The sequence below is a fragment of the Streptomyces sp. NPDC021356 genome (assembly GCF_040641015.1).
GTDB lineage: Bacteria > Actinomycetota > Actinomycetes > Streptomycetales > Streptomycetaceae > Streptomyces.
Genome location: NZ_JBFACU010000027.1, coordinates 65,805 through 88,992, shown reverse-complemented (window position 1 = coordinate 88,992; position 23,188 = coordinate 65,805). Strand labels below are relative to the sequence as shown.

At 74.8% G+C, this 23,188-nt stretch carries 6 protein-coding genes; all 6 read left to right on the top strand.

Features of this window, described 5'->3' with window-relative positions; all coding sequences use genetic code 11:
• Window positions 1-186 precede the first annotated feature (186 nt).
• The 6 genes from AB0G56_RS30150 to AB0G56_RS30125 all read left to right on the top strand — a co-directional run bounded on the left by AB0G56_RS30150 (window position 187) and on the right by AB0G56_RS30125 (window position 23,152).
• A complete protein-coding gene (locus AB0G56_RS30150; protein WP_360975271.1) occupies window positions 187-1,416 on the top strand; it encodes a cytochrome P450 in 1,230 nt (409 codons plus the stop codon).
• A complete protein-coding gene (locus AB0G56_RS30145; RefSeq protein ID WP_360975269.1) occupies window positions 1,410-1,628 on the top strand; it encodes a ferredoxin in 219 nt (72 codons plus the stop codon). Before AB0G56_RS30150 ends, AB0G56_RS30145 begins: the two co-directional genes overlap by 7 nt.
• A 16-nt stretch (window positions 1,629-1,644) precedes the next feature.
• Window positions 1,645-3,039, top strand: a complete 1,395-nt coding sequence (locus AB0G56_RS30140; protein ID WP_360975266.1) for an FAD-dependent monooxygenase — start codon at window positions 1,645-1,647, stop codon at window positions 3,037-3,039.
• Window positions 3,040-3,422: 383 nt separating this feature from the next.
• Complete coding sequence (locus AB0G56_RS30135; protein WP_360975263.1) at window positions 3,423-11,939, top strand: SDR family NAD(P)-dependent oxidoreductase; 8,517 nt, start codon at window positions 3,423-3,425, stop codon at window positions 11,937-11,939.
• A 19-nt stretch (window positions 11,940-11,958) separates the two neighbouring features.
• Window positions 11,959-17,058: a type I polyketide synthase gene (locus tag AB0G56_RS30130; protein WP_360975260.1), complete on the top strand. Its 5,100-nt coding sequence runs from the start codon at window positions 11,959-11,961 to the stop codon at window positions 17,056-17,058.
• A 10-nt stretch (window positions 17,059-17,068) separates the two neighbouring features.
• On the top strand, window positions 17,069-23,152 hold the full coding sequence (locus tag AB0G56_RS30125) for a type I polyketide synthase (RefSeq protein WP_360975257.1): 6,084 nt from the start codon (window positions 17,069-17,071) through the stop codon (window positions 23,150-23,152).
• Window positions 23,153-23,188 lie beyond the last annotated feature (36 nt).

The window sequence follows — 23,188 nt, the reverse complement described above, 5'->3', positions numbered from 1 at the left end:
CGGGGGCGGCCGCCACCGTGCCCGGGGGCGGCCGTCGGTGTGCGCGGGCCGGTTCCGGTGGGTGTCCCTAGGGGGCGGCTAGGGGTGGGCCCGCGTGCGGTGACTGGATAGCTTCAGGATGAAGGATCGTTTTCTCTTCGGTCCGGACAACCGTTTCGCGCCCACGATCGAGAAGGTAACTGTCACATGGCAGACCTCGCCAACGATGAACGAACGGAAACCGAGATCCCCTCTTTTCCGCTGGTGGAGAAGTGCCCGTTCCGGCACACCCCGGAATACGCGCGGCTGCGGGCCGAAGAGCCGGTCTCGAAGGTCAAGCTGGAGGTCTCCGGCAAGGAGGCGTGGGTGGTCGCCACCCATGACCTCGTCAAGCAGGTGCTGACCTCCCCGGCGATGAGCTCCAACTGGCGCAACCCCGGCTACCCGCACCAGGTCGCGCTGTCGCAGGAGATCCTCAACACCCTCGACCTGCCCCTGCTGGCCCTGGACCCGCCCGAGCACACCGAGCGCCGGCGGCTGCTGATCCCGGAGTTCACGGTCAAGCGCGTGACCGCGCTGCGCCCCCGCATCCAGGAGTTCGTGGACGCCTGCATCGACCGGATGCTCGCCAAGGGCGGCCCGGTGGACCTGGTGCAGGAGCTGGCCGTGCCGGTGCCCACGCTGCTGTTCGCCGAGCTGATGGGCGCGCCCGCCGAGGACGCCACGTCGTTCCGGGAGCACGCCGAGGGCACCATGACGCGGGGGGTGGACTTCGCCGAACTGGACCGGCTCCAGATGGAGATGGAGAAGCATCTGGCGGCGCTGGTCACGGAGAAGGAGCAGAACCCCACCGACGACCTGCTCAGCCGCATCATCGCCAAGAACAAGGAAGACGGCGCGCTGGCCCACCACGACCTGGTGGCGATCGCCCGGATGCTGATGTACGGCGGCTTCGACACCGCCGCCAACATGATCTCCCTGGGCACGGTCACCCTGCTCCAGCACCCGGACCAGCTCGACCAGATCAAGGCCGACCCGTCGCTGGCCCCGAAGGCGATCGGGGAGCTGCTGCGCTACCTGTCGATCAACGACTCGGCGAGCGCCCGGGTGGCCACCGAGGACACCCGGCTCGGCGACGTGACGGTCCGCGAGGGCGAGGGCGTCATCCTGCTGTACGGCTCGGCCAACCGGGACGAGGCCGTCTTCGAGGACGCGGACGTGTTCGACATCCACCGCGACACCCGGGGGCACGTGGCGTTCGGCGGCGGCGTCCACCAGTGCCCCGGCGCGAGCCTGGTGAAGGTCGAGCTGGAGATCGTCTTCAACACGCTGTTCCGCCGCATACCGCAGCTGCGGCTGGCGGTGCCGTTCGAGGAGCTGGCGTTCAAGAACGACACGCTCATGTACGGCATGTACGAGTGCCCGGTCACATGGTGAGCACAGTGGGCGGACTGCGGGTCAGCGTCGACCGGGAGCGGTGCACGGGCACCGGTTCGTGTGTGTTCGCCGCCCCCGCCGTGTTCGAGCAGGACGACACCGACGGCCGCGTCGTCCTGCTGCGGGAGCACCCCGAGCCGGGTGAGTCGGACGACGTGCAGGAGGCGGCCGACGTCTGCCCCGTGGCCGCGATCAAGCTGCACCGACGATGACGTATCGGAGATCACCATGACCAAGGCAGTAGTGCTCGGCGGCGGGATGGCGGGGATGCTGGCGGCCTCCGTCCTGACCCGTCACGCCGACGAGGTCACCATCGTGGAGGGCGACCGGCTGCCCGAGGGGCCCGCGCCGCGGCGGGGGCTGCCGCAGGGCTACCACAGTCACATGTTCATGGGCGGCGGGGCGCTGGCCCTGGAGGACCTGCTGCCCGGCGTCCTGGACCGGCTCCGAGCCGCCGGCGCCCGCCGGCGCGGGATGCCGTGGAACACGCTGACGCTCTCCGCCGGGGGCTGGTTCCCGAGGCACCGCGGTGATGCGTTCATCGTGGTGTGCAGCCGTGAGCTGACCGACCACGTGGTGCGCGAGCGGGTGCTGGAGGCCGGCGCGATCGAGGTCGTCCAGGGCGCGAAGGTCGTGGGTCTCGCCGGTGACGCGAGCCGGGTGACCGGTGTGCGGGTGCAGGACGAGGACGACGAGCGGGTGCTCACCGCGGACTTCGTGGTGGACGCCACCGGCCGCCGTTCCAAGGCTCCCGACTGGCTGGAGGAGATCGGTGTCCCCCGGGTCGAGGAGGAGTCCGTCGACCCCGGCCTCGCCTACTCCACGCGGCTGTACCGGGCGCCGGACGGTGTGCACCCGGACTTCCCGGCCGTGCTGATCCAGCCGCAGTCGGGCACCGGGCAGCCGGGGCGCGGTGCGACGCTGTTCCCGATCGAGGGCGGTCGCTGGATCGCCACCATGACCGGGACGCGCGGCGCACAGCCCCCGACCGACGAGGCCGGGTTCGACGCGTTCGCGCGCGGCCAGCGGCACACGATGATCGCCGACCTGCTCGCGCAGGCGGAGCCCATCAGCGACGTACGCCCCTACAAGGGCACGGTCAACCGGCGCAGGCACTACGAGCGGCTGCCGCTGCCGGAGGGCTTCGCGGTGGTGGGTGACGCCGTGGCGGCGCTCAACCCGGTGTACGCGCACGGCATGTCGGCCTCCGCGTTCGGCGCGCTCGCGCTGCGCGGCGCGCTGGAGGAGGTCGGCCTGAAGCCGGGGCTCGCCGCCACGGCGCAGAGCGCGGTCGCGGCGGCCGTCGAGACGCCGTGGTCGATGGCCGTGCAGCAGGACGTCGCCTTCCCCGACGTCCGCACCGACAACGTGGTCGTGACGGCCCCGGGCCCCGAGGAGCAGGAGTTCATGGCGCGGCTCGCGGCGACCTCGCTGAGCGAACCCGCCGTCGCCAACGCCCTGTTCGGCGTCTTCACGCTGATGTCACCGGCGGACGCGATGGTCACGCCCGAGATCCAGGAGCTGGTGCTGCGCGGTCCGAGCCGGCCGCAGCTGACCGCCGAGGAGGCGATCGCGCAGTTCCCCGAACTGGGCGGCCTCCTCACCCCGGCGGCCGTGCGCTAGGCACCCCGCCCAGCGCTGGGCCTTCCGCCGAGCGCCGGGCACTGCGTGAAGCACCGGGCACCCCGCCGGGCATCGAGCACTCCGCCCGGCATCGAGCACGCCGCCCGCGCACCAGGCGTTGCGCCGGTTGCGCCGCGCACCAGGCGTTGCGCCGCGCACCGGGCGTTGCTCCGTGCACCGGGCGTTGCGCCGCGCACCGGGCGTTGCTCCGTGCACCGGGCGTTGCGCCGAGTACGGGCGTTGCGCCGAGTACCGGCATGGCGCCCGGGGCGGCGGCCGAACGGGCCGCCGCCCGCCCCACCCGGCGGCGGTCGCCGCGACCGCCGTCGCCGCTGAATCGTCCGCCGCTGACTTTAAGAGGGATGGCGTTGGCAAGGAATCTGGTGGCTTGGCCGGTCTCGGGCAAGAGCGCCGCCGCACTGCGTGCCCAGGCCCGGCGACTGCGCGATCATCTCGTGGCGACACCCGGCACCCGGCCCGTCGACGTGGCGTGGACCCTGACCACACGGGCCGTTCTGGAGCACCGTGCCGTCGTCCTCGGTGAGGACGGCGCACAGTTGCTCGCCGGGCTGGACGCGGTGGCCGAGGGCCACACCGGCGAACACGTGCTCGCGGGCGCGGCGCACGGCGATCCGCGCCCGGTGTTCGTCCTGCCCGGCGAGGGGCTGCCGGCGGACGTCGCCGGACTGCTCGACACGTTCCCGGCGTTCGCCGAGCGCATGGCCGAGTGCGCGCGGGCACTGGACCCGCTGACGGGCGGCGACCTGCTGGAGGCGGCCCGCGCGACCCGCCCTGCGCCCGGCGCGTCCGGGCCGCTGCGCTGGGCGGTGTCGGTGTCCCTGGTAGCGCTGTGGCGGGCGCTGGGGGTGCGGCCGGCCGCGCTGACGGGCGACGGTGACGGGGAGACGGCGGCGGCCTGCGCGGCCGGGGCGCTCTCCTTGGAGGACGGGGCCCGGCTGGTCGTCTCGGGCGGGCGGCCCGGCGCCGCCACGCCCCGCACCGGCGGCCACGTGCCCCGGGGCGGCACGCTGGAGGAGACCGTAGGGGCGCTGCGGGACAAGCGGCACGAGGTGTTCGTCGTGCCGGACGCGGACCTCGCCGCCCGGGTGGCGTCCGTCGCCGGCGCGGAGCGGGTCCTGCAACCGGGCGGCGACGGACTCCTCGGGCTGCTGGCGCAGGCCCATGTGCGGGGCGTGACCGTGCGCTGGGGCGCCCTGCTGGAGGGGACCGGCGCGACGGGCGTCGACCTGCCCACCTACGCCTTCCAGCGGCGCCGGTACTGGTCGGTGCCGGTGGTCGCGGCCGACGCCGCCGAGCTGGGCCTGGCCACCGTGTCCCACCCGCTGCTGGGCGCGGCGGTGGAACTGGGCGAGCGGGGCGGGCTGGTGTTCACCGGCCGGGTCTCGGCCCGCACCCACCCGTGGGTCGCCGACCACGCGGCGCTGGGCAGCACGCTGCTGCCGGGCACCGCGTTCGTCGAACTGGCGACGCACGCGGGCGCCGCGGCGGGACTGGACCTGCTGGAGGAACTGACCCTGCACGAGCCCCTGGTGCTGCCCGAGGACGGCGCGGTGCTGCTCCAGGTCATGCTGGACGCGCCGGACGCCACCGGACGCCGTACGGTCACCGTGCACGGCAGGCCGGAGGACGAGGGTGCCGCGTGGGCGCGGCACGCCACGGGAGTGCTGACCACGGGCACCGCCGAGGGCGCCGACCTGTCCCAGTGGCCGCCCGCCGGCGCCGAACCGGTCGCCCTGGACGGCCTGTACGAGCGACTGCGGGCCCGCGGCTACGACTACGGGCCGGTGTTCCAGGGCCTGCGCGCGGTGTGGCGCGCGGGCGAGGACGTCTTCGCCGAGGTCGTGCTGCCCGGCCAGACCCGCGACGAGGCCGGACGGTTCGGTGTGCACCCCGCCCTCCTCGACGCGGCCCTGCACGCCAGTCTGGCCGTCGAGGAGGACGGGACGGACGGGACCGACGGGACGGGCGAGGCCGCCGAGACGGTGCTGCCGTTCGCCTGGACCGGGGTGTCGCTGCACGCTAGGGGCGCCTCGGAGCTGCGGGTGCGGCTCAGCCCGGCGGGCCGGGACGGTACGGCGATCAGCGCCGCCGACGCCACCGGGCGCCCGGTGCTGTCCGTGGGCTCGCTGGTGGCCCGGCCGGTCGCCGCGGGCAGCCTGGGCGAGCGGCCCTGGCGCCTGGAGTGGACGGCACGGCCGCTGCCCGCGGGCACGCAGGGCGCCGTCTCCCCGGTCACACTCGGGACCCTGCCGCACGCGTCCGGCGGGCTCGCCTACGCCGATCTGGCGGCCCTCGGCGCGGCCGTGGACGACGGTCTCACGGCACCGGAGTGGGTGCTGTGCCCGGTCGTACGGCCCGAGGGCGACGTGCCGCAGGCGGTGCGCACCGTCACCCACCGCACCCTGGAACTCGTCCAGCGGTGGCTGGCCGACGACCGCTTCACCGCCTCCCGGCTGGTGTTCGTCACCGAGGGCGCCGCCGCGCCGGACGCCACGGACGTCGTACTCGCCCCGGTGTGGGGCCTGGTCCGGGCGGCCGAGGCGGAGAACCCCGGCCGGTTCGTCCTGGCCGACCTCGACGGCAGCCCGGCCGCCCACGACTGCCTGCCCACCGTACTGCCCACCGGGGAACCGGAGTTCGCGCTGCACGGCGGCGAGCTGCGGGTGCCGCGGCTGGTGCGCGGCGCGGGCCCCGACACGGACCGTGCGCCGGACCCCGGGGGCACGGTCCTGGTGACCGGTGGCACCGGCGGCCTGGGCGCGCTCGTCGCCCGCCGGCTCGTCACCGGCCACGGCGTGCGCCACCTGCTGCTGACCAGCAGGCGCGGCCCCGAAGCTCCCGGCGCGGCCGAACTGGCCGCCGATCTGGAGGCGTTGGGCGCCGAGGTGACCGTCGCCGCCTGCGACGTCGGTGACCGCGCCTCCCTCGCCCGCGTCCTGGAGGCCGTGCCCGCCGCCCACCCGCTGACCGGTGTCGTGCACGCGGCCGGTGTCCTCGACGACGGCGTGGTGGAGTCCCTGACCGCGGACCGCCTCGACACCGTCCTGGCCGCCAAGGCGGACGGCGCCTGGCACCTGCACGACCTCACCGCCGGCCACGACCTGACGTTCTTCCACCTGTTCTCCTCGGCCGCCGGCGTCCTGGGCGCCGCGGGCCAGGCCAACTACGCCACCGCCAACACGTTCGTCGACGCGCTCGCCCGCCACCGCCGGGCCGCCGGACTGCCGGCCACCGCCCTGGCCTGGGGCCTGTGGGCGAGCGGCGGTATGGCCGAGCAGTTGACCGGCGCCGACGTGGAGCGGCTGCGCCGCCAGGGCTTCCCGCCGCTGACGGCGGACGAAGGCCTCGACCTGTTCGACGCGGCGCTGCACAGCGCCGAGCCGCTGTTGCTGCTGCTGCGCCTGGACGTCGCCGCCCTGCGCGCCCAGGCCGCGGCGGGCTCCGCCCAGACCGTCCTGCGCGACCTGGTGCCGTCCCCGGCACACCGCCCGCGGGGAGCCGCGGCGGGCGCCACGGCACGCGCCGCGACCGGCACGCTCGCCGAACGGCTGGCCGGTCTTTCCGAGCAGGACCGCGCCCGGGAACTGCTGCACGTGGTACGCGCCCAGGCCGCCACCGCGCTCGGTCACGACTCCGCCGACGCCGTCGAACCCGACCGCGCCTTCCAGGAGATGGGCTTCGACTCGCTCGCCGCCGTCGAACTGCGCAACGCGCTGCGCACCCTCGTCGGCCAGAGCCTGCCCGCCACCCTGGTCTTCGACCACCCGAGCGCCCGAGCGGTCGCCGAGTACCTGGGAACCCTCCTGTCGGGCACCGAGGACCAGGCGGCGGCCACCGCCCCCGCGGCCGGTGCCGCGGCCGACGACGACGATCCGGTCGTCATCGTCTCCATGGCCTGCCGCTACCCCGGCGGTGTGGCCTCCCCCGAGGACCTGTGGCGGCTGGTCGCCGACGGGGTCGACGCGGTCGGCGACTTCCCCGCCGACCGGGGCTGGGACGTCGAGGGCACCTACGACCCCGAGCCCGGCACCCCCGGCAAGACCTACACCCGTTCCGGCTCGTTCCTCTACGACGCCGCCGACTTCGACAACCGCTTCTTCGGCATCAGCCCGGCCGAATCAGTCGGCATGGACCCGCAGCAGCGGCTGCTCCTGGAGACGTCCTGGGAACTGTTCGAGCGGGCCGGCATCGACCCGGCCGCCCTCAAGGGCTCGGCCACGGGCGTGTTCACCGGCGTGATGTACCACGACTACCCCTTCGCGTCCGCGACCGGTTCCATCATCTCCGGCCGGCTGGCCTACCACTACGGCCTGGAGGGCCCGGCCGTCTCCCTGGACACGGCCTGCTCGTCCTCACTGGTCGCCCTGCACCTGGCGATACGGGCGCTGCGGGCGGGCGAGTGCACCCTGGCGCTGGCCGGCGGTGTGACCGTGATGTCGACGATGGAGACGTTCATCGAGTTCAGCAGCCAGCGCGGACTGTCCGCCGACGGCCGCTGCCGCTCCTTCGACGCCACCGCGGACGGCACCGGCTGGGGCGAGGGCGCGGGCCTGCTGCTCGTCGAGCGGCTGTCCGACGCCCGCCGCAACGGGCACCCCGTGCTGGCGGTGATCCGGGGCTCGGCCGTCAACCAGGACGGCGCGAGCAACGGCCTGACCGCACCCAACGGGCCCGCGCAGCAGCGGGTGATCCGGCAGGCCCTCGGCGACGCCCGTCTCGGCCCCGACGACATCGACGCCGTGGAGGCCCACGGCACGGCGACCGTGCTCGGCGACCCGATCGAGGCCCAGTCCCTGCTGGCGACGTACGGCCGCGACCGGCCCGCCGACCGCCCCCTCCTGCTGGGCTCCCTCAAGTCGAACATCGGCCACACCCAGGCGGCGGCCGGGGTCGGCGGCATCATCAAGATGGTCCAGGCCATGCGGCACGGCGTCCTGCCCAGGACCCTGCACGTGAACGAGCCCTCCCCCAAGGTCGACTGGTCCCAGGGCCGGGTACGGCTGCTGACCGAGGCCACCCCGTGGCCCCGCGCCGGACGTCCGCGCCGGGCCGGCGTCTCCTCCTTCGGCATCAGCGGCACCAACGCGCACGTGGTGCTGGAACAGTCCCCCGACGCGGGCGCCCTCGCGTTCCTGTTCACGGGGCAGGGTGCGCAGCGGGCGGGTATGGGGCGGGAGCTGGCCGACACGTACCCCGTGTTCGCGCGGGCCCTGGAGGACGTGTTCGCGGCCGTCGATGCGCACTTGGAGCGGCCGTTGCGGGAGGTGATGTGGGGCGAGGACGCTGACCTGCTGAACCAGACCCAGTACACCCAGCCCGCCCTGTTCGCCTTCGAAGTCGCCCTGTACCGGCTCGTGGAGTCCTGGGGTGTGACGCCCGACTATCTCGCCGGGCACTCCATCGGCGAGATCGCCGCCGCACATGTCGCCGGAGTCTTCTCCCTGGACGACGCGGCACGGCTGGTCACCGCACGCGGACGGCTCATGCAGGCCCTCCCCGCCGACGGGGCGATGGTCGCCGTGCAGGCCACCGAGGACGAGGTGCTGCCCCTGCTGACCGAGCAGGTCGGTATCGCGGCGGTCAACGGCCCCTCCTCGGTGGTGGTCTCGGGCGCGGAGGACGCCGTCCTCACCATCAAGGCGCACTTCGACAGCCTGCGGCGCAAGACCAAGCAGCTCGCCGTCAGCCACGCCTTCCACTCACCGCTGATGGACCCCGTCCTGGAGGACTTCCGCGCGGTCGCGGAAACACTGGCGTACGAACGGCCCCGTATCCCCTTCGTCTCCACGGTCACCGGCGACGTCGTCACCGACGAACTCACCACGGCCGCCTACTGGACCGAGCACATCCGCAAGCCGGTCAGGCTGACGGACGCCCTCACCCGCATCGCGGCCACCGACCACCTGGAGATCGGCCCCGACGCCGTCCTCACCGCCCTCGGACCCGCCATCGCCGACGACGCCGTCTTCACGGCCGCCCAGCGGCGCGGCCACGGGGAGCGGGCGGAGTTCACCGCCGCGATGGAGTCGCTCGGCGGGGCGGAACGCGGCTCGGGCCCCGCCCTGGTGCCGCTGCTGCTGTCGGCACGGACGGCCGAGGCGCTGCCCGCGCAGGCGGAACGGCTGCGCCGGCTGCTGGCGCAGGACGAGGCCCCGGAGCTGTCCGACATCGCCTACTCCACCGCCGTCACCCGTGTCCCGCTCGACCACCGCGCCGTCGTCTGGGCCACGGACCGAGAGGACGCCCTGGACGCCCTGGACGCCCTGAGCGCCCTCGCGGACGACCGCGAACTGCCCCAGATCGTGCGCGGTCGCGTACAGAGCGGTGAGGGGCTCGCCTTCCTGTTCACGGGGCAGGGTGCGCAGCGGGCGGGGATGGGGCGGGAGCTGGCGGACACGTACCCCGTGTTCGCGCAGGCGCTGGAGGACGTGTTCGCGGCCGTCGATGCGCACTTGGAGCGGCCGTTGCGGGAGGTGATGTGGGGCGAGGACGCGGACCTGCTGAACCAGACCCAGTACACCCAGCCCGCCCTGTTCGCCTTCGAGGTCGCCCTGTACCGGCTCGTGGAGTCCTGGGGTGTCACCCCCGACTACCTCGCCGGGCACTCCATCGGCGAGATCGCCGCCGCGCACGTCGCCGGAGTCTTCTCCCTGGACGACGCGGCACGGCTGGTCACCGCACGCGGCCGGCTCATGCAGGCCCTCCCGGCAGGCGGCGCCATGATCGCCCTACAGGCGACCGAGGACGAGATACTGCCACTGCTCACCGAGCAAGTGGGCATCGCCGCCCTCAACTCACCCCAGTCCACCGTCATATCCGGAGCCGAAGCGGAAGCCCGGGCCATCGCCCAGCACTTCGCCGCCCAAGGCCGCAAGACCAAACAGCTCACCGTCAGCCACGCCTTCCACTCCCCGCTGATGGACCCGGTGCTCGACGACTTCCGCACGGTCGCCGCATCACTCACGTACCAGCAGCCACAGATCCCCTTCGTTTCGACGGTCACGGGCGACACCGTCACCGACGAACTCACCACGGCCGCCTACTGGACCGACCACATCCGCAAACCGGTCAGGCTCACCGACGCATTGGCGCACCTCCCGGCCACCACCCACCTGGAGATCGGCCCCGACGCCGTCCTCACCGCCCTCGCCCAGGACATCGTTCCGGGGGTCACGGCGGTGGCGGCGCAGCGTCGTCAGCGGGACGAGACGCAGGAACTCGCCGCTGCGACAGGGCGGTTGCACACCTTGGGTGTGCGGGTGGACTGGGCCGCGTACTTCGGGGGCAGCGGTGCACGGCGCGTGGACCTGCCGACGTACGCGTTCCAGCGATCCCGCTACTGGCTGGCGCCGCAGCCCTCGGGCGAGGGTGTCTCGGGCATCGGACAGGCGCCCGGCGGGCATCCGCTGCTCGGTGCGGCGGTGGAGCTGCCGGGCGGTGGCCTGGTGCTGACCGGGGCCCTGGCTCCGGAGGCTCAGGAGGCGGACGGGTGGCTGGCCGAGCACGTGCTGCTGGGCACACCGGTACTGCCTTCGTCGGCCCTGGTGGAGCTGGCGCTGAGCGCCGGCCACCGGCTGGGCTGCGGAACGCTGGCGGTGTTCGACGTCGAGAAGCCGCTCGTGCTTCCGGCGGACGCGGGGGTGACGCTGCGGGTGGTGGTCGAGGCGCCGGACGAGTCGGGCGCCCGTGCCGTGGCCGTGCACTCCCGGCGGCAGGAGTCCGGCGGCTGGGTCCGGCACGCGGCCGGCACCCTGCGCCCCGAAGGCGCCGACGAGGAGGAGGCCGGGTCCGGCGCCCGTTCGCAGGACTGGTCGGCCGACGTCTGGCCGCCGGCCGGGGCGGTGCCGGAGGCGTGTGACGCGGCGTACGACGTGCTGGCCGGGCGGGGGCACCACTACGGTCCCGGGCTGGAACTGGTACGGGCGCTGTGGCGGCGCGGCGGCGAGGTGTTCGCCGAGGTCGCTCTGGAGGCCGAGGCGGAGGCGTCGGCCGAGGGCTTCGGGGTGCATCCGGCGTTGCTGGAGGCCGTGTTCCACCCGGTGTGGGCGGCGGCCGGGGGTGACGAGGGTTCCGGGCCCGGGCCCGTGCTGGCGGACGGCTGGCGGGGTGTGGTGCTGCACGCCGTCGGCGCCTCGGTGCTGCGGGTGCGGCTCGCCCCGGCCGACGGCGGGGGCGTGACGGTGAGCGCGGTCGACCCTTCGGGTCTGCCGGTGCTGTCGGCGCGTTCCGTGGGCTTCCGCGCGGTGACGGCCGACGAACTGGGCGCCGAGGGGCCGGGCGCGGGGGAGGAGGGCGCCGGGGCCCCCGTGCGGCGCCGTGCGCCGGTCCGCCGGGCCGGGGGCGGCGCGGAGGCCGGTCCCGGCCTGCGGAAGCGGCTGGACGCGCTGCCCGAGGGCGAGCGGGACCGGGAGCTGCTGGACCTGGTGCGTACCCGGGTCGCCGAGGTGCTGGGGCATCCGTCGGGTTCCTCGGTGGAGCCGGACGAGGCGTTCCAGGAGCTGGGCTTCGACTCGCTGGCCGCGACCGAACTGCGCCGCAGGCTGGGTGCGGCGACGGGCCTCGACCTCCCGGCGACGCTCGCCTTCGACCAGCCCAGCGCGCGGGCCGTGGCCGCGTTCCTGCGGTCCGAACTGGCGCCGCCGCCGGTGGATCCGGTGGCGACGGTGCTGACGGAGGTGGACCGCCTGGCGGAGGCCCTGGCGTCGGTGCCCGTCGCCGACGGCGGAGAGCGGGCCCGGGTGGGTGCACGGCTGGAGGCGCTGGTGCGCCGCTGGCAGGACCTCGCGGGGCGCGAGGACGAGGCCGTCGGGGAAGACCTCGGCGCGGCCACCGACGACGAACTGTTCGAGGCGCTCGACCGCGAACTCGGCTTGTCCTGACCGGAGAGTGTGGGAACCGATGGCGAACGACGACAGGCTCAGGGACTACCTCAAGCGTGCGACCGGAGAACTCCAGCAGGCCAGGCGGCGGTTGCGGGAGCTGGAGGGGCAGAAGGCGGAACCCGTCGCGATCGTGGCGATGGCGTGCCGTTACCCGGGGGGTGTGACCTCACCGGAGCAGTTGTGGGAGCTTGTCGCCGCGGGCGGTGACGGCATCACGTCCTTCCCGGACAACCGGGGCTGGGACGCCGAGGCACTGTACGACCCGGAGCCGGCGACGCCGGGGCGGACGTACTCCACCCGGGGCGGGTTCCTGCACGACATGGGGGACTTCGACGCCGACCTGTTCCGGATGAGTCCGCGCGAGGCGAAGGAGACGGACCCGCAGCAGCGGTTGCTGCTGGAGATCTCCTGGGAGGCGCTGGAGCGGGCGGGGCTCGACCCGACCGGGCTCAAGGGCAGCCGTACCGGGGTGTTCGCCGGGGTGGCCTACCACGACTACGCGGGGCGCAGCGGGCTCGGCGAGCGCGGCATCGGCACGCTGGGCAGTGTGGTGTCCGGGCGGGTGGCGTACAACTTCGGTTTCGAGGGGCCCGCGGTCACGGTGGACACGGCCTGCTCGTCGTCGCTGGTGGCGCTGCACTGGGCGGTGCGCGCGCTGCGGGCGGGTGAGTGCTCGCTGGCGCTGGCGGGCGGGGTGACGGTGATGAGCACGCCGGACGCGTTCGTCGGGTTCAGCCAGGACCGGGGGCTGGCGCCGGACGGCCACTGCAAGTCGTTCGCCGCGTCGGCGGACGGCACCGGGTGGGGCGAGGGCGCCGGGGTGCTGGTGCTGGAGCGGTTGTCGGACGCGCGGCGCAACGGGCACCCGGTGCTGGCCGTGGTGCGGGGCAGCGCCATCAACTCCGACGGCGCGAGCAACGGCCTGACCGCGCCGAACGGGCCTTCGCAGCAGCGGGTGATCCGGCAGGCGCTGGACGACGCGCTGCTGACGGCCGCCGACGTGGACGCGGTGGAGGGGCACGGGACGGGCACGGTGCTCGGCGACCCCATCGAGGCGCAGGCGCTGCTGGCGACGTACGGGCAGAACCGGCCCGCGGAGCGGCCGCTGTGGCTGGGGTCGCTGAAGTCGAACATCGGGCACACCCAGGCGGCGGCCGGGGTGGGCGGGGTCATCAAGATGGTGCAGGCGATGCGGCACGGCGTGCTGCCGAGGCTGCTGCACCTGGACGAGCCGACGCCGAAGGTCGACTGGTCGGCGGGCGCGGTGCGGCTGCTCGCCGAGGACACGCCGTGGCCGGACAGCGGGCAGCCGCGGCGCGCGGGGGTGTCCTCGTTCGGGCTGAGCGGCACCAACGCGCACGTGATCGTGGAGCAGGCACCCGCGGAGGACACCGAGGACATCGAGGAGACCGCGCGGACCGAGGGCCCCGAGGGGTCCGAAAGCTCTGAAGGATCGCAAGGGTCTGAAGGGTCTGAAGGGACTCGGAGTTCTCAAAGGGTCGAGGCGGCGGGAAGGCCGCAGGGGCGGCCGGCGTACGGCGGCGGGCCGCTGCCGCTGACGGTCTCGGGCAAGAACGAGGAGGCGTTGCGCGCGCAGGCCGCACGGCTCGCCGCGCACCTGGCGGAGGCCGGCGACGTCGACCTGCGCGATGTGGGCTTCTCCCTGGCGACCGGCCGGGCGGCCCTGGAGCACCGCGCGGTGGTGACCGCCGCCGACGGGGAGCAGGTGCGGCGCGGCCTGGCGGCGGTGGCGGCGGGCGACCCGGCCGGGAACGTGGTGTGCGGGGTGGCGCGCGGGGACGCGGTCAGCGCGTTCCTGTTCACCGGCCAGGGCGCGCAGCGGCCGGGCATGGGCCGTGAACTGCACGGCGCCTACCCTGCGTTCGCCGCCGCGCTGGACGCGGTGCTGGCCGAGCTGGACCCGCAGCTGGACCGGCCGCTGCGCGAGGTGATGTGGGGCGAGGACGCCGGCCTGCTGAACCGGACCGAGTACGCCCAGCCGGCCCTGTTCGCGGTCGAGGTCGCCCTGTTCCGGCTGCTGGAGTCCTGGGGGGTCACGCCCGATTACCTGGCCGGGCACTCGATCGGTGAGATCGCCGCCGCGCATGTCGCCGGGGTGTTCTCCCTGAAGGACGCCGCCGCGCTGGTGGCGGCGCGCGGCCGGCTGATGCAGGCGCTGCCCGCGGACGGCGCGATGGCCGCCGTGGACGCCACGGAGGAGGAGGTGCTGCCGCTGCTGAGCGGTCAGGTCGGCATCGCGGCGGTCAACGGCCCGTCCTCGGTGGTGGTCTCCGGACCGGAGGACGACGTGCTCGCGGTGGCGGAGGCGGTGCGGGCGCTGGGCCGCCGCACCAAGCGGCTGAGCGTGTCGCACGCCTTCCACTCACCGCTGATGGAGCCGATGCTCGCCGAGTTCGCCGCGGTCGCCCGACGGCTCACGTACGCTCCGCCCGTACTCGCGGTCGTCTCCCATGTCACCGGCCGCCTGGCCACCGCCGAGGAGCTGTGCTCCGCCGACTACTGGGTGCGGCACGTGCGGGAGCCGGTGCGGTTCCTGGACGGGGTGCGCACACTGGAGTCCCGGGGGGTGACCACGTACCTGGAACTGGGGCCGGACGCCGCGCTGTCCGCGACCGGACCGGAGTGCCTGCGGGCCCCGGAGGAGGGCGCGTTCGCGCCGCTGCTGCGCCGGGGCCGGCCGGAGCGGCAGGAGGCCGTGGGCGCGCTCGCCACGGCGTACACACGCGGGGTACGGGTGGACTGGACGGCGTTCTTCCCGGGCGCGCGGCGGGTGGAGCTGCCGACGTACGCCTTCCAGCACCGCTGGTACCTGTGGCAGCCGTCCACGGGTACGGGCTCCGGCGCCGATCCGCTGGACGCGGGGTTCTGGGACGCGCTGGAGCGGGAGGGCGACGCGGCCGCGCTGGCCGAGCGGCTGGGCGTGTCCGGCGACGCCCTCGGGGAGGTGCTGCCCGCACTGGGCGAGCTGCGCCGCACCCACCGCGAGAGGGCGCTGACCGACTCCTGGCGCTACCGGGTCACCTGGCAGCCGCTGCCGCGACCGCAGGCTGCGGCCGGGTCCGCCGCCTGGCTGCTGGCCGTACCGGCCGGGCGGGCCGCGGACCCGGTGGTGACCGCCCTCGTGGAGGGCTTCCGGGAGCGCGCCGGGGACGTCACCGTGGTGGAGGTGGGCTCGGACGACGCCCGGGACGTCCTCGCCGGGCGGCTCGGCGCGGCGGCGGCCGGCGCCCGCCCGTCCGGGGTGCTGTCGCTGCTCGGCCTGGACCAGGCGCCGCACGCCCGGCACCCGGAGCTGTCCGGCGGCACCGCGGCGACGGTCCTGCTGGTGCAGGCGCTGGGCGACGCGGGCGTCACCGCGCCGCTGTGGTGCGTGACGGCGGGCGCGGTGGCCGTGGACGACACCGAGACCGTCGAGGAACCCCTGACGGCCTCCCTGTGGGGCCTGGGCGTGGGGCTGTCCCTGGACCACCCGGAAACGTGGGGCGGCCTGGTCGACCTGCCGGCGGCGGCCTGCCTGCCGGCGGCTCCGCCCGTCGGGGCGACTTCCCCGGCCGAGGCGACTCCTCCGGCCGGGGCGGGCGCGGTGGCCGCCGTCGGCTCCACGGTCGTCGACGCCACGGTCCTCGACGGGCTCCACGCCGTCGTGTCCGCCGCCGGTGGCGAGGACCAGGTCGCGCTGCGCGACCGGGGCGCCTTCGGCCGCCGTATGGAGCGGGCCCCGCTGGGCGACCGTACCCCCGCCCGGCCCTGGCAGCCGCACGGCACCACGCTGATCACCGGCGGTACGGGCGGCCTCGGCGCCCATGTGGCCCGGCTGCTGGCCCGGAGCGGCGCCGACCACCTCGTCCTCACCAGCCGCCGGGGCACCGACGCGCCCGGCGTGCCCGAGCTGACGGACGAACTGACCGCGCTCGGCGCCCGGGTGACGGTGGCCGCCTGCGACGTCTCCGACCGGGACGAGCTGGCCGCCCTGCTGGCAAAGCTGCCCGACCTGACCGCCGTCGTGCACGCGGCCGGTGCCGCGCAGCGGCCGGTACCGCTGTCGGAACTGTCGCTGGCCGAGTTCGCCTCGGTCGGCACCGCCAAGGTCCGGGGCGCAGCCCACCTGGACGAACTGCTCGGTGACCGGCCGCTGGACGCGTTCGTGCTGTTCTCCTCCGGTGCGGCGGTGTGGGGCGGCGCCGGGCAGACGGCGTACGCGGGCGCCAACGCCTACCTCGACGGGCTGGCCCGGCGGCGCCGGGCGCGCGGCCTGGCCGCCACGTCGGTGGCGTGGGGCTCATGGGACGGCGGCATGGTCACCCCGGAGATCGCCGCCGCCTCGCGGCGGATCGGCGCGCCCGCCATGGCACCCCGTTCCGCGCTGGCCGCGCTGCGCCGGATCCTGGAGCACGGCGAGTCCCATGTGGTGGTCGCCGACATCGACTGGGTCACGTTCGCCCCCACCTACACCCTGGCCCGGCCCCGCCCCCTGCTGGACCTGCTGCCGGAGGCCGCCGAGGGCGGGCCGGAGGAGACCGCGGGCGGCGACGGCGCCCGGCGGGATCTGACCGCACGGCTGGCCGGCCTGACCGGCCCCGAGCAGTCCGCGGCGCTGCTGGACCTGGTGCGCACGCAGGTGGCCGCGATCCTGGGCCACGAGGACGGCACGGCGGTCGAACCGAACCGGTCCTTCCAGGATCTCGGCTTCGACTCCGTGTCCGCCGTGGACCTGCGGACCCGGCTCAGCGCGGCGGCCGGCCGCAAGCTGCCCACCACTCTGGTCTTCGACTACACCACCCCGCGCGCCCTCGCCGACTACCTGCGTACCGAGCTGTGCCCTCCGGAAGGCGGCACGGGCGGCTCGGGCGGAGCGGGCGGCTCGGTCGACGAGGAACTGGAACGGTTCGGCGCGTACCTGACCGGGCTGACCGCCCAGCAGGTCGAGGACTCCCGTGTCGTCTCCCGGCTGCACGCGCTGGCCGCCCGCCTGACGGGCGGCGGTGAACAGGGCGGCGAGTCCGCTCAGGCCACGCTCGAGTCCGCCAGTGCGGACGACGTGTTCGACTTCATCAACACCACGCTCGGACTCGATGTCGACTCGATCCGCGAATAGGACAGCAGCGATGACCAACCCCCAGACGGGCACCGATCACAAGCTGGTGGCGGCGCTGCGCGCGTCGCTGAAGGAGAACGAACGGCTGCGCGCGCACCACCGCAGACTCGACGAGGCCGCACGGGAGCCGGTGGCGGTCGTCGCGATGGCCTGCCGCTTCCCGGGCGGGGTCCGCTCGCCCGAGGACCTGTGGCGGCTGGTCGCCGAGGGCACCGACGCCGTCGGCCCGTTCCCCGCCGACCGCGGCTGGGACCTCGGGCGGCTCTACGACCCGGGCGGCGAGCGGCCCGACACCAGCTACGCCTGCGAGGGCGGTTTCGTGCACGACGCGGGCGACTTCGACGCGGACTTCTTCGGCATCAGCCCGCGCGAGGCCCGCTACATCGACCCGCAGCAGCGGCTGCTCCTGGAGACCTCCTGGGAGGTGTTCGAACGGGCCGGCATCGACCCGGCGACCCTCAAGGGCTCCGCCACCGGCGTCTACGCCGGGATGATGTACCACGACTACCCGGCCAACTCCAACACCGGTTCCGTGCTGGCCGGCCGGGTCTCGTACACGTACGGCTTCGAGGGCCCGTCCGTCACCGTGGACACGGCGTGCTCGTCGTCCCTGGTCGGCATGCACCTGGCCGCGCAGGCGCTGCGCACCGGCGAGGTCGACCTCGCCCTGGCCGGCGGCGTCACCGTCATGGCCAGCCCGGAGACGTTCGTGGAGTTCAGCCGGCAGCGCGGACTCGCCCCGGACGGCCGCTGCAAGTCCTTCGCCGCCGCCACCGACGGCACCGGCTGGGCGGAGGGCGCCGGTCTCCTCCTGCTCGAACGGCTCTCCGACGCCCGCCGCAACGGCCACCCCGTGCTCGCGGTGCTGCGTTCCTCCGCCATCAACCAGGACGGCGCCAGCAACGGCCTGACCGCGCCGAGCGGACCCGCCCAACGCCGTGTCATCCAGCAGGCGCTGGCCGCCGCCGGGCTCACGACCGCCGACGTCGACGCGGTCGAGGCCCACGGCACGGGCACCACCCTCGGCGACCCCATCGAGGCGCAGGCGCTCCTGGCCACCTACGGGCAGAACCGGCCCGAGGACCGGCCGGTGTGGCTGGGCTCGCTGAAGTCGAACATCGGCCACGCCCAGGCTGCCGCGGGTGTCGGCGGTGTCATCAAGATGGTCATGGCCATCCGCGAGGGCGTCCTGCCCAGGACCCTCCACGTCGACGAGCCCACCCCGCACGTCGACTGGGAGTCGGGAGCGGTCCGCCTCCTGACCGAGTCCCGCGCCTGGCCCGACACCGGCCGCCCCCGCCGCGCCGGCGTCTCCTCCTTCGGCCTCAGCGGCACCAACGCCCACCTCGTCATCGAGCAGGCACCCCCACCCTCCGAGGAACCCGCGACACCCGCGACACCCGGGACGCCCGCGACGTCCGGGACCTCCGGGACCTCCGGGACCGGCACGCGTCCGGCGCGCGTGATGCCGCTGCCGCTGTCGGCGGCCTCCCCCGAGGCGCTGCCCGCCCAGGCCCGGCAACTGCGCGACTGGCTGACCGCCCACCCCGGCGCCGCCCTGCCCGACGTGGCCCACACCCTGGCCACCGCACGCGGCGCCCTGCGGCACCGGGCCGTCGTGTGCGCGAGCACCCACGAGGACGCCCTCCGGGGCCTGGAGGCGCTGGCCGAGGGCCGCACCGCACCCGGCGTCCTGCGGGGCCGGGCGCGGGGCACAGGGAAGCTGGCGTTCCTGTTCACCGGGCAGGGTGCGCAGCGGGCGGGGATGGGGCGGGAGTTGGCGGACACGTATCCCGTGTTCGCGCAGGCGCTGGAGGACGTGTTCGCGGCCGTCGATGCGCACCTTGAGCGGCCGTTGCGGGAGGTGATGTGGGGCGAGGACGCGGACCTGCTGAACCAGACCCAGTACACCCAGCCCGCCCTGTTCGCCTTCGAGGTCGCCCTGTACCGGCTCGTGGAGTCCTGGGGTGTGACCCCCGACTACCTCGCCGGGCACTCCATCGGCGAGATCGCCGCCGCGCACGTCGCCGGAGTCTTCTCCCTGGAGGACGCGGCACGGCTGGTCACCGCACGCGGCCGGCTCATGCAGGCCCTCCCGGCAGGCGGCGCCATGATCGCCGTACAGGCGACCGAGGACGAGATACTGCCACTGCTCACCGAGCAAGTGGGCATCGCCGCCCTCAACTCACCCCAGTCCACCGTCATATCCGGAGCCGAAGCGGAAGCCCGGGCCATCGCCCAGCACTTCGCCGCCCAAGGCCGCAAGACCAAGCAGCTCACCGTCAGCCACGCCTTCCACTCCCCCCTCATGGACCCCGTGCTCGACGACTTCCGTGCGGTCGCGGAAACACTCACGTACCAGCAGCCACAGATCCCCTTCGTTTCGACGGTCACGGGCGACACCGTCACCGACGAACTCACCACGGCCGCCTACTGGACCGAACACATCCGCAAACCGGTCAGGCTCACCGACGCACTGGCACACATCCCGGCCGCCACCCACCTGGAGATCGGCCCCGACGCCGTCCTCACCGCCCTCGGGCCCGCCACCCACGACGACGCCACCTACATCGCCGCCCAGCGCCGAAACCGCGAAGAGGTGCGGGAACTCATCGCAGCCGTCGGCCAGTTGCACACGACGGGCGTCCGGATCGACTGGGCCGCCCACTTCACGGGCACCGGTGCCCGGCGCGTCGACGACCTGCCCACGTACGCCTTCCAGCGCACGCGCTACTGGCTGACCCCGAAGGAGTACTCGGGCGGTTCCTGGCCGGGTGCGGGCGGCGCCGACGTGTACGAGGCGGGTCTGTGGGCGCCGGAGCACCCGCTGCTGGGCGCGGCCGTGCCGTCGCCGGAGTCGGACGGGGTGGTGTTCACCGGGCGGCTGTCCCGCGACAGCCAGCCCTGGCTCGCCGATCACCAGGTCGGGGGCGCCACGCTCTACCCCGGGACGGGTTTCGTCGAACTGGCGCTGGCCGCCGGCGCGCAGGTCGGCTGCGAGACGCTGGCGGAACTGACCCTGGAGGCGCCGCTGGTGGTGCCCGAGCAGGGCGGGGCGGCCTTCCAGATCGTGGTCGGGGAGGGCACGGAGTCGCGTTCCGTCGCCGTCTACGCCCGTGAGGAGGACGCGGGGGGAGCCTGGACCCGGCATGCCACCGGTCTGCTCACCTCCGCCGCGCCCGCCGCGCCCGCGACGCGCGGGAGCCTGACGGTGTGGCCGCCGGCCGGTGCCGAGCCGCTGCCCGTCGAGGGGATGTACGAGGAACTGGCCGAGGCCGGGTTCGGCTACGGGCCCGCCTTCCAGGGGCTGACCGCCGCCTGGCGCGACGGCGACGACCTGTACGCCGAGATCACCCCGCCCGACGGCACCGACGCCGAGGGCTACGGACTGCACCCGGCGCTCTTCGACGCCTCCCTGCACGTGTTCGGTCTTGTGTCGGACGGCGAGTCGGCGCGGGTGCCGTTCGCCTGGTCGTCGGTGGCGCTGCACGCCTGGGGGGCGTCGGCGCTGCGGGTGCGGCTGACTCCGTCGCCGGACGGGGACGGCATGTCCCTGAACGTCGCGGACGCGCAGGGTTCGCCCGTGCTGTCGGTGGGGTCGCTCGTGCTGCGCGAGGTCGCGGCGCCGCGTCCGGCCGGTGGGGACAGCCTCTTCCGGGTCGAATGGACCCCGCTGTCCGGCTCCGCCGCCGATTCCGCCGCGCGCGACGACGCCTCCGGGGTGACGGTCCTGCGGACCCGGCCGGGGATGAGCGCCGCCGAGACCCACGCGGAAGTGCTGCGCGTCCTCGGTGAGGTCCAGGAGGCCGTCGCCTGCGGGGCCCGGCTCGCGGTGGTGACGAGCGGGGCGGTGGCGCTGCCCGGCGAGGACGTCACCGACCCGGCGGGAGCCGCCGTATGGGGCCTCGTACGCTCCGCACAGGCCGAGAACCCCGGACAGTTCCTCCTCGTCGACACCGGCACAGACACAGACACCGACACCGACACCGACACCGACACCGACACCGATCCTGCCCGGAACACCTTCCTGGAGGCCGCCCTCGCCACGGGCGAACCCCAGGTCCTGATCCGGGGCGGGCAACTCCACGCCGCCCGCCTCACCCGGCACACCCCCACCCACAGCGACCGGCCCACCGCCGCCTTCACCCCCGACAGCACCGTCCTGGTCAGCGGGGCGGGAGGCGCGCTCGGCCGGGCGGTGAGCCGTCACCTGGTCACCGTGCACGGGGTCACCCGCCTGGTGCTCGCGAGCAGGCGCGGTCCCTCGGACCCGGCGATGACCGGCCTGCGCGACGAACTCGCCGCCCTGGGCGCGGACATCGCCCTGACGGCCTGCGACCTGGCCGACCGCGAGGCGACCGCCGCGCTGCTGGACGCGCACCCGGTGGACGCCGTCGTGCACGTCGCCGGCGTGCTCGACGACGGCCTCGTCACCTCCATCACCCCCGAGCGGGTCGCGGCCGTCCTGCGGCCCAAGGTGGACGCGGCCTGGAACCTGCACCACCTCACCCAGGACCGGCAGCGCCGGCTGACCGCCTTCGTCCTGTTCTCCTCCGCCGCGGGCACCATCGGCAACGCGGGGCAGGGCTCCTACGCCGCCGCCAACTCCTACCTCGACGCCCTCGCCACCCACCGCCACGCCCACGGACTGCCCGCCACCTCCCTGGCCTGGGGCCTGTGGGGCAGCGGCTCCGGCATGGCGGGCGAGCTGGCCGAGGCCGACCGGGCGCGGCTGGACCGCTCCGGGGTGCGGGAGATGCCGGAGGCGGAGGGGCTGGCGCTCTTCGACACCGCGTGCGCCCTGGACGTGCCGGCGCTGGTGCCGATCCGGTTCGACTTCAAGGCGCTGGCCGCGGCGGGCGAGCCGCCCGCGCTGTTCCGTTCGCTGGTGCGGACGGCCGTACGGCGGCGGGCCGCGGGCGACGACCCGGCGGCGCTGCGCGCCCGGCTGGCCCGGCTGGAGGACGGGGAGCGGGAGCGGGAGATCCTGGCGCTCGTGCTGCGGCACTCGGCGACGGTGCTGGGGCACGGCGGCGCCGACGCGGTCGACCCCGAACGGGGTTTCCTGGAGGCGGGGTTCGACTCGCTGAGCGTGATGGAGCTGCGTTCCGCCCTCCACGACGACCTCGGGGTGACCCTGCCGTCCACGGCGGTCTTCGACAGCCGTACGCCCGCCGGGCTGGCGCGCAGACTGCGGGACGAGTTCACCGCCGAGCCGGCGGCCGGGCCGTCCGGCGCCGGGGGCGAGACGGTCCCGGAGCTGTTCCGTGACGCAGTGCTCGCGGGTGACTCGGACGCGGGGTTCGCGCTGCTGCGGGCGGTGGCCGATCTGCGGCCGCACTTCGCCTCGGCCGGGGAGTTCGCGGGCGAGCTGGGCCCGATCCGGCTCGCCGACGGTCCCGGCAGGCCGCGGCTGGTGTGCCTGAGCACGCCCATGGCGACCGGGGGCGCGCACCAGCACGCCCGGCTGGCCTCGTACTTCCGGGGGGTGCGCCCGGTCAGCACGCTGCCGACGCCCGGCTTCACGCCCGGGGACAGCCTGCCCGGTTCGGTGGACGCGCTCACCGCGATCCTCGCGGACGCCGTGGTGACCGCCGCCGAGGGCGAACCGTACGTCCTGTTCGGCTACTCGTCGGGCGGGCTGATCGCCTACGCCACGGCCGCGCGCCTGGAGCGGATGGGGGCCGGCCCCGCGGGTGTCGTGCTGGTGGACAGCTACCAGGTGTCCGGCGGCGGGGTCAGTGCCCAGGTGTTCCAGGAGATGGCCGTGACACTGGTCGAACAGGACGCGGAGTTCGGCCTGTTCGGCAGTACGGGGCTGTCGGCGATGACCCGCTACTTCGACCTGCTGCCGCACTGCACCCTGGAGGCGGTGGCCGCGCCGGTGCTGTTCCTGGGCGCCGACCGGTCGTTCCTGCCCGCGGAGTCGGCGGCGGCCGAGGAGGAGTGGCGGGCCAGGCCCTGGCGGCCCGAGCACGCCTACCGCCCGGTGCCGGCCACGCACTTCACCGTCATCGAGGACGACGCCGAGGCCACCGCCCGCCTGGTGGAGGAGTTCCTCGGCACCCTCGCTCCCGTTCCCGCCCGTACCTGAACACACACCCGACCGGTCCCGCCGCAGCCGACGAGT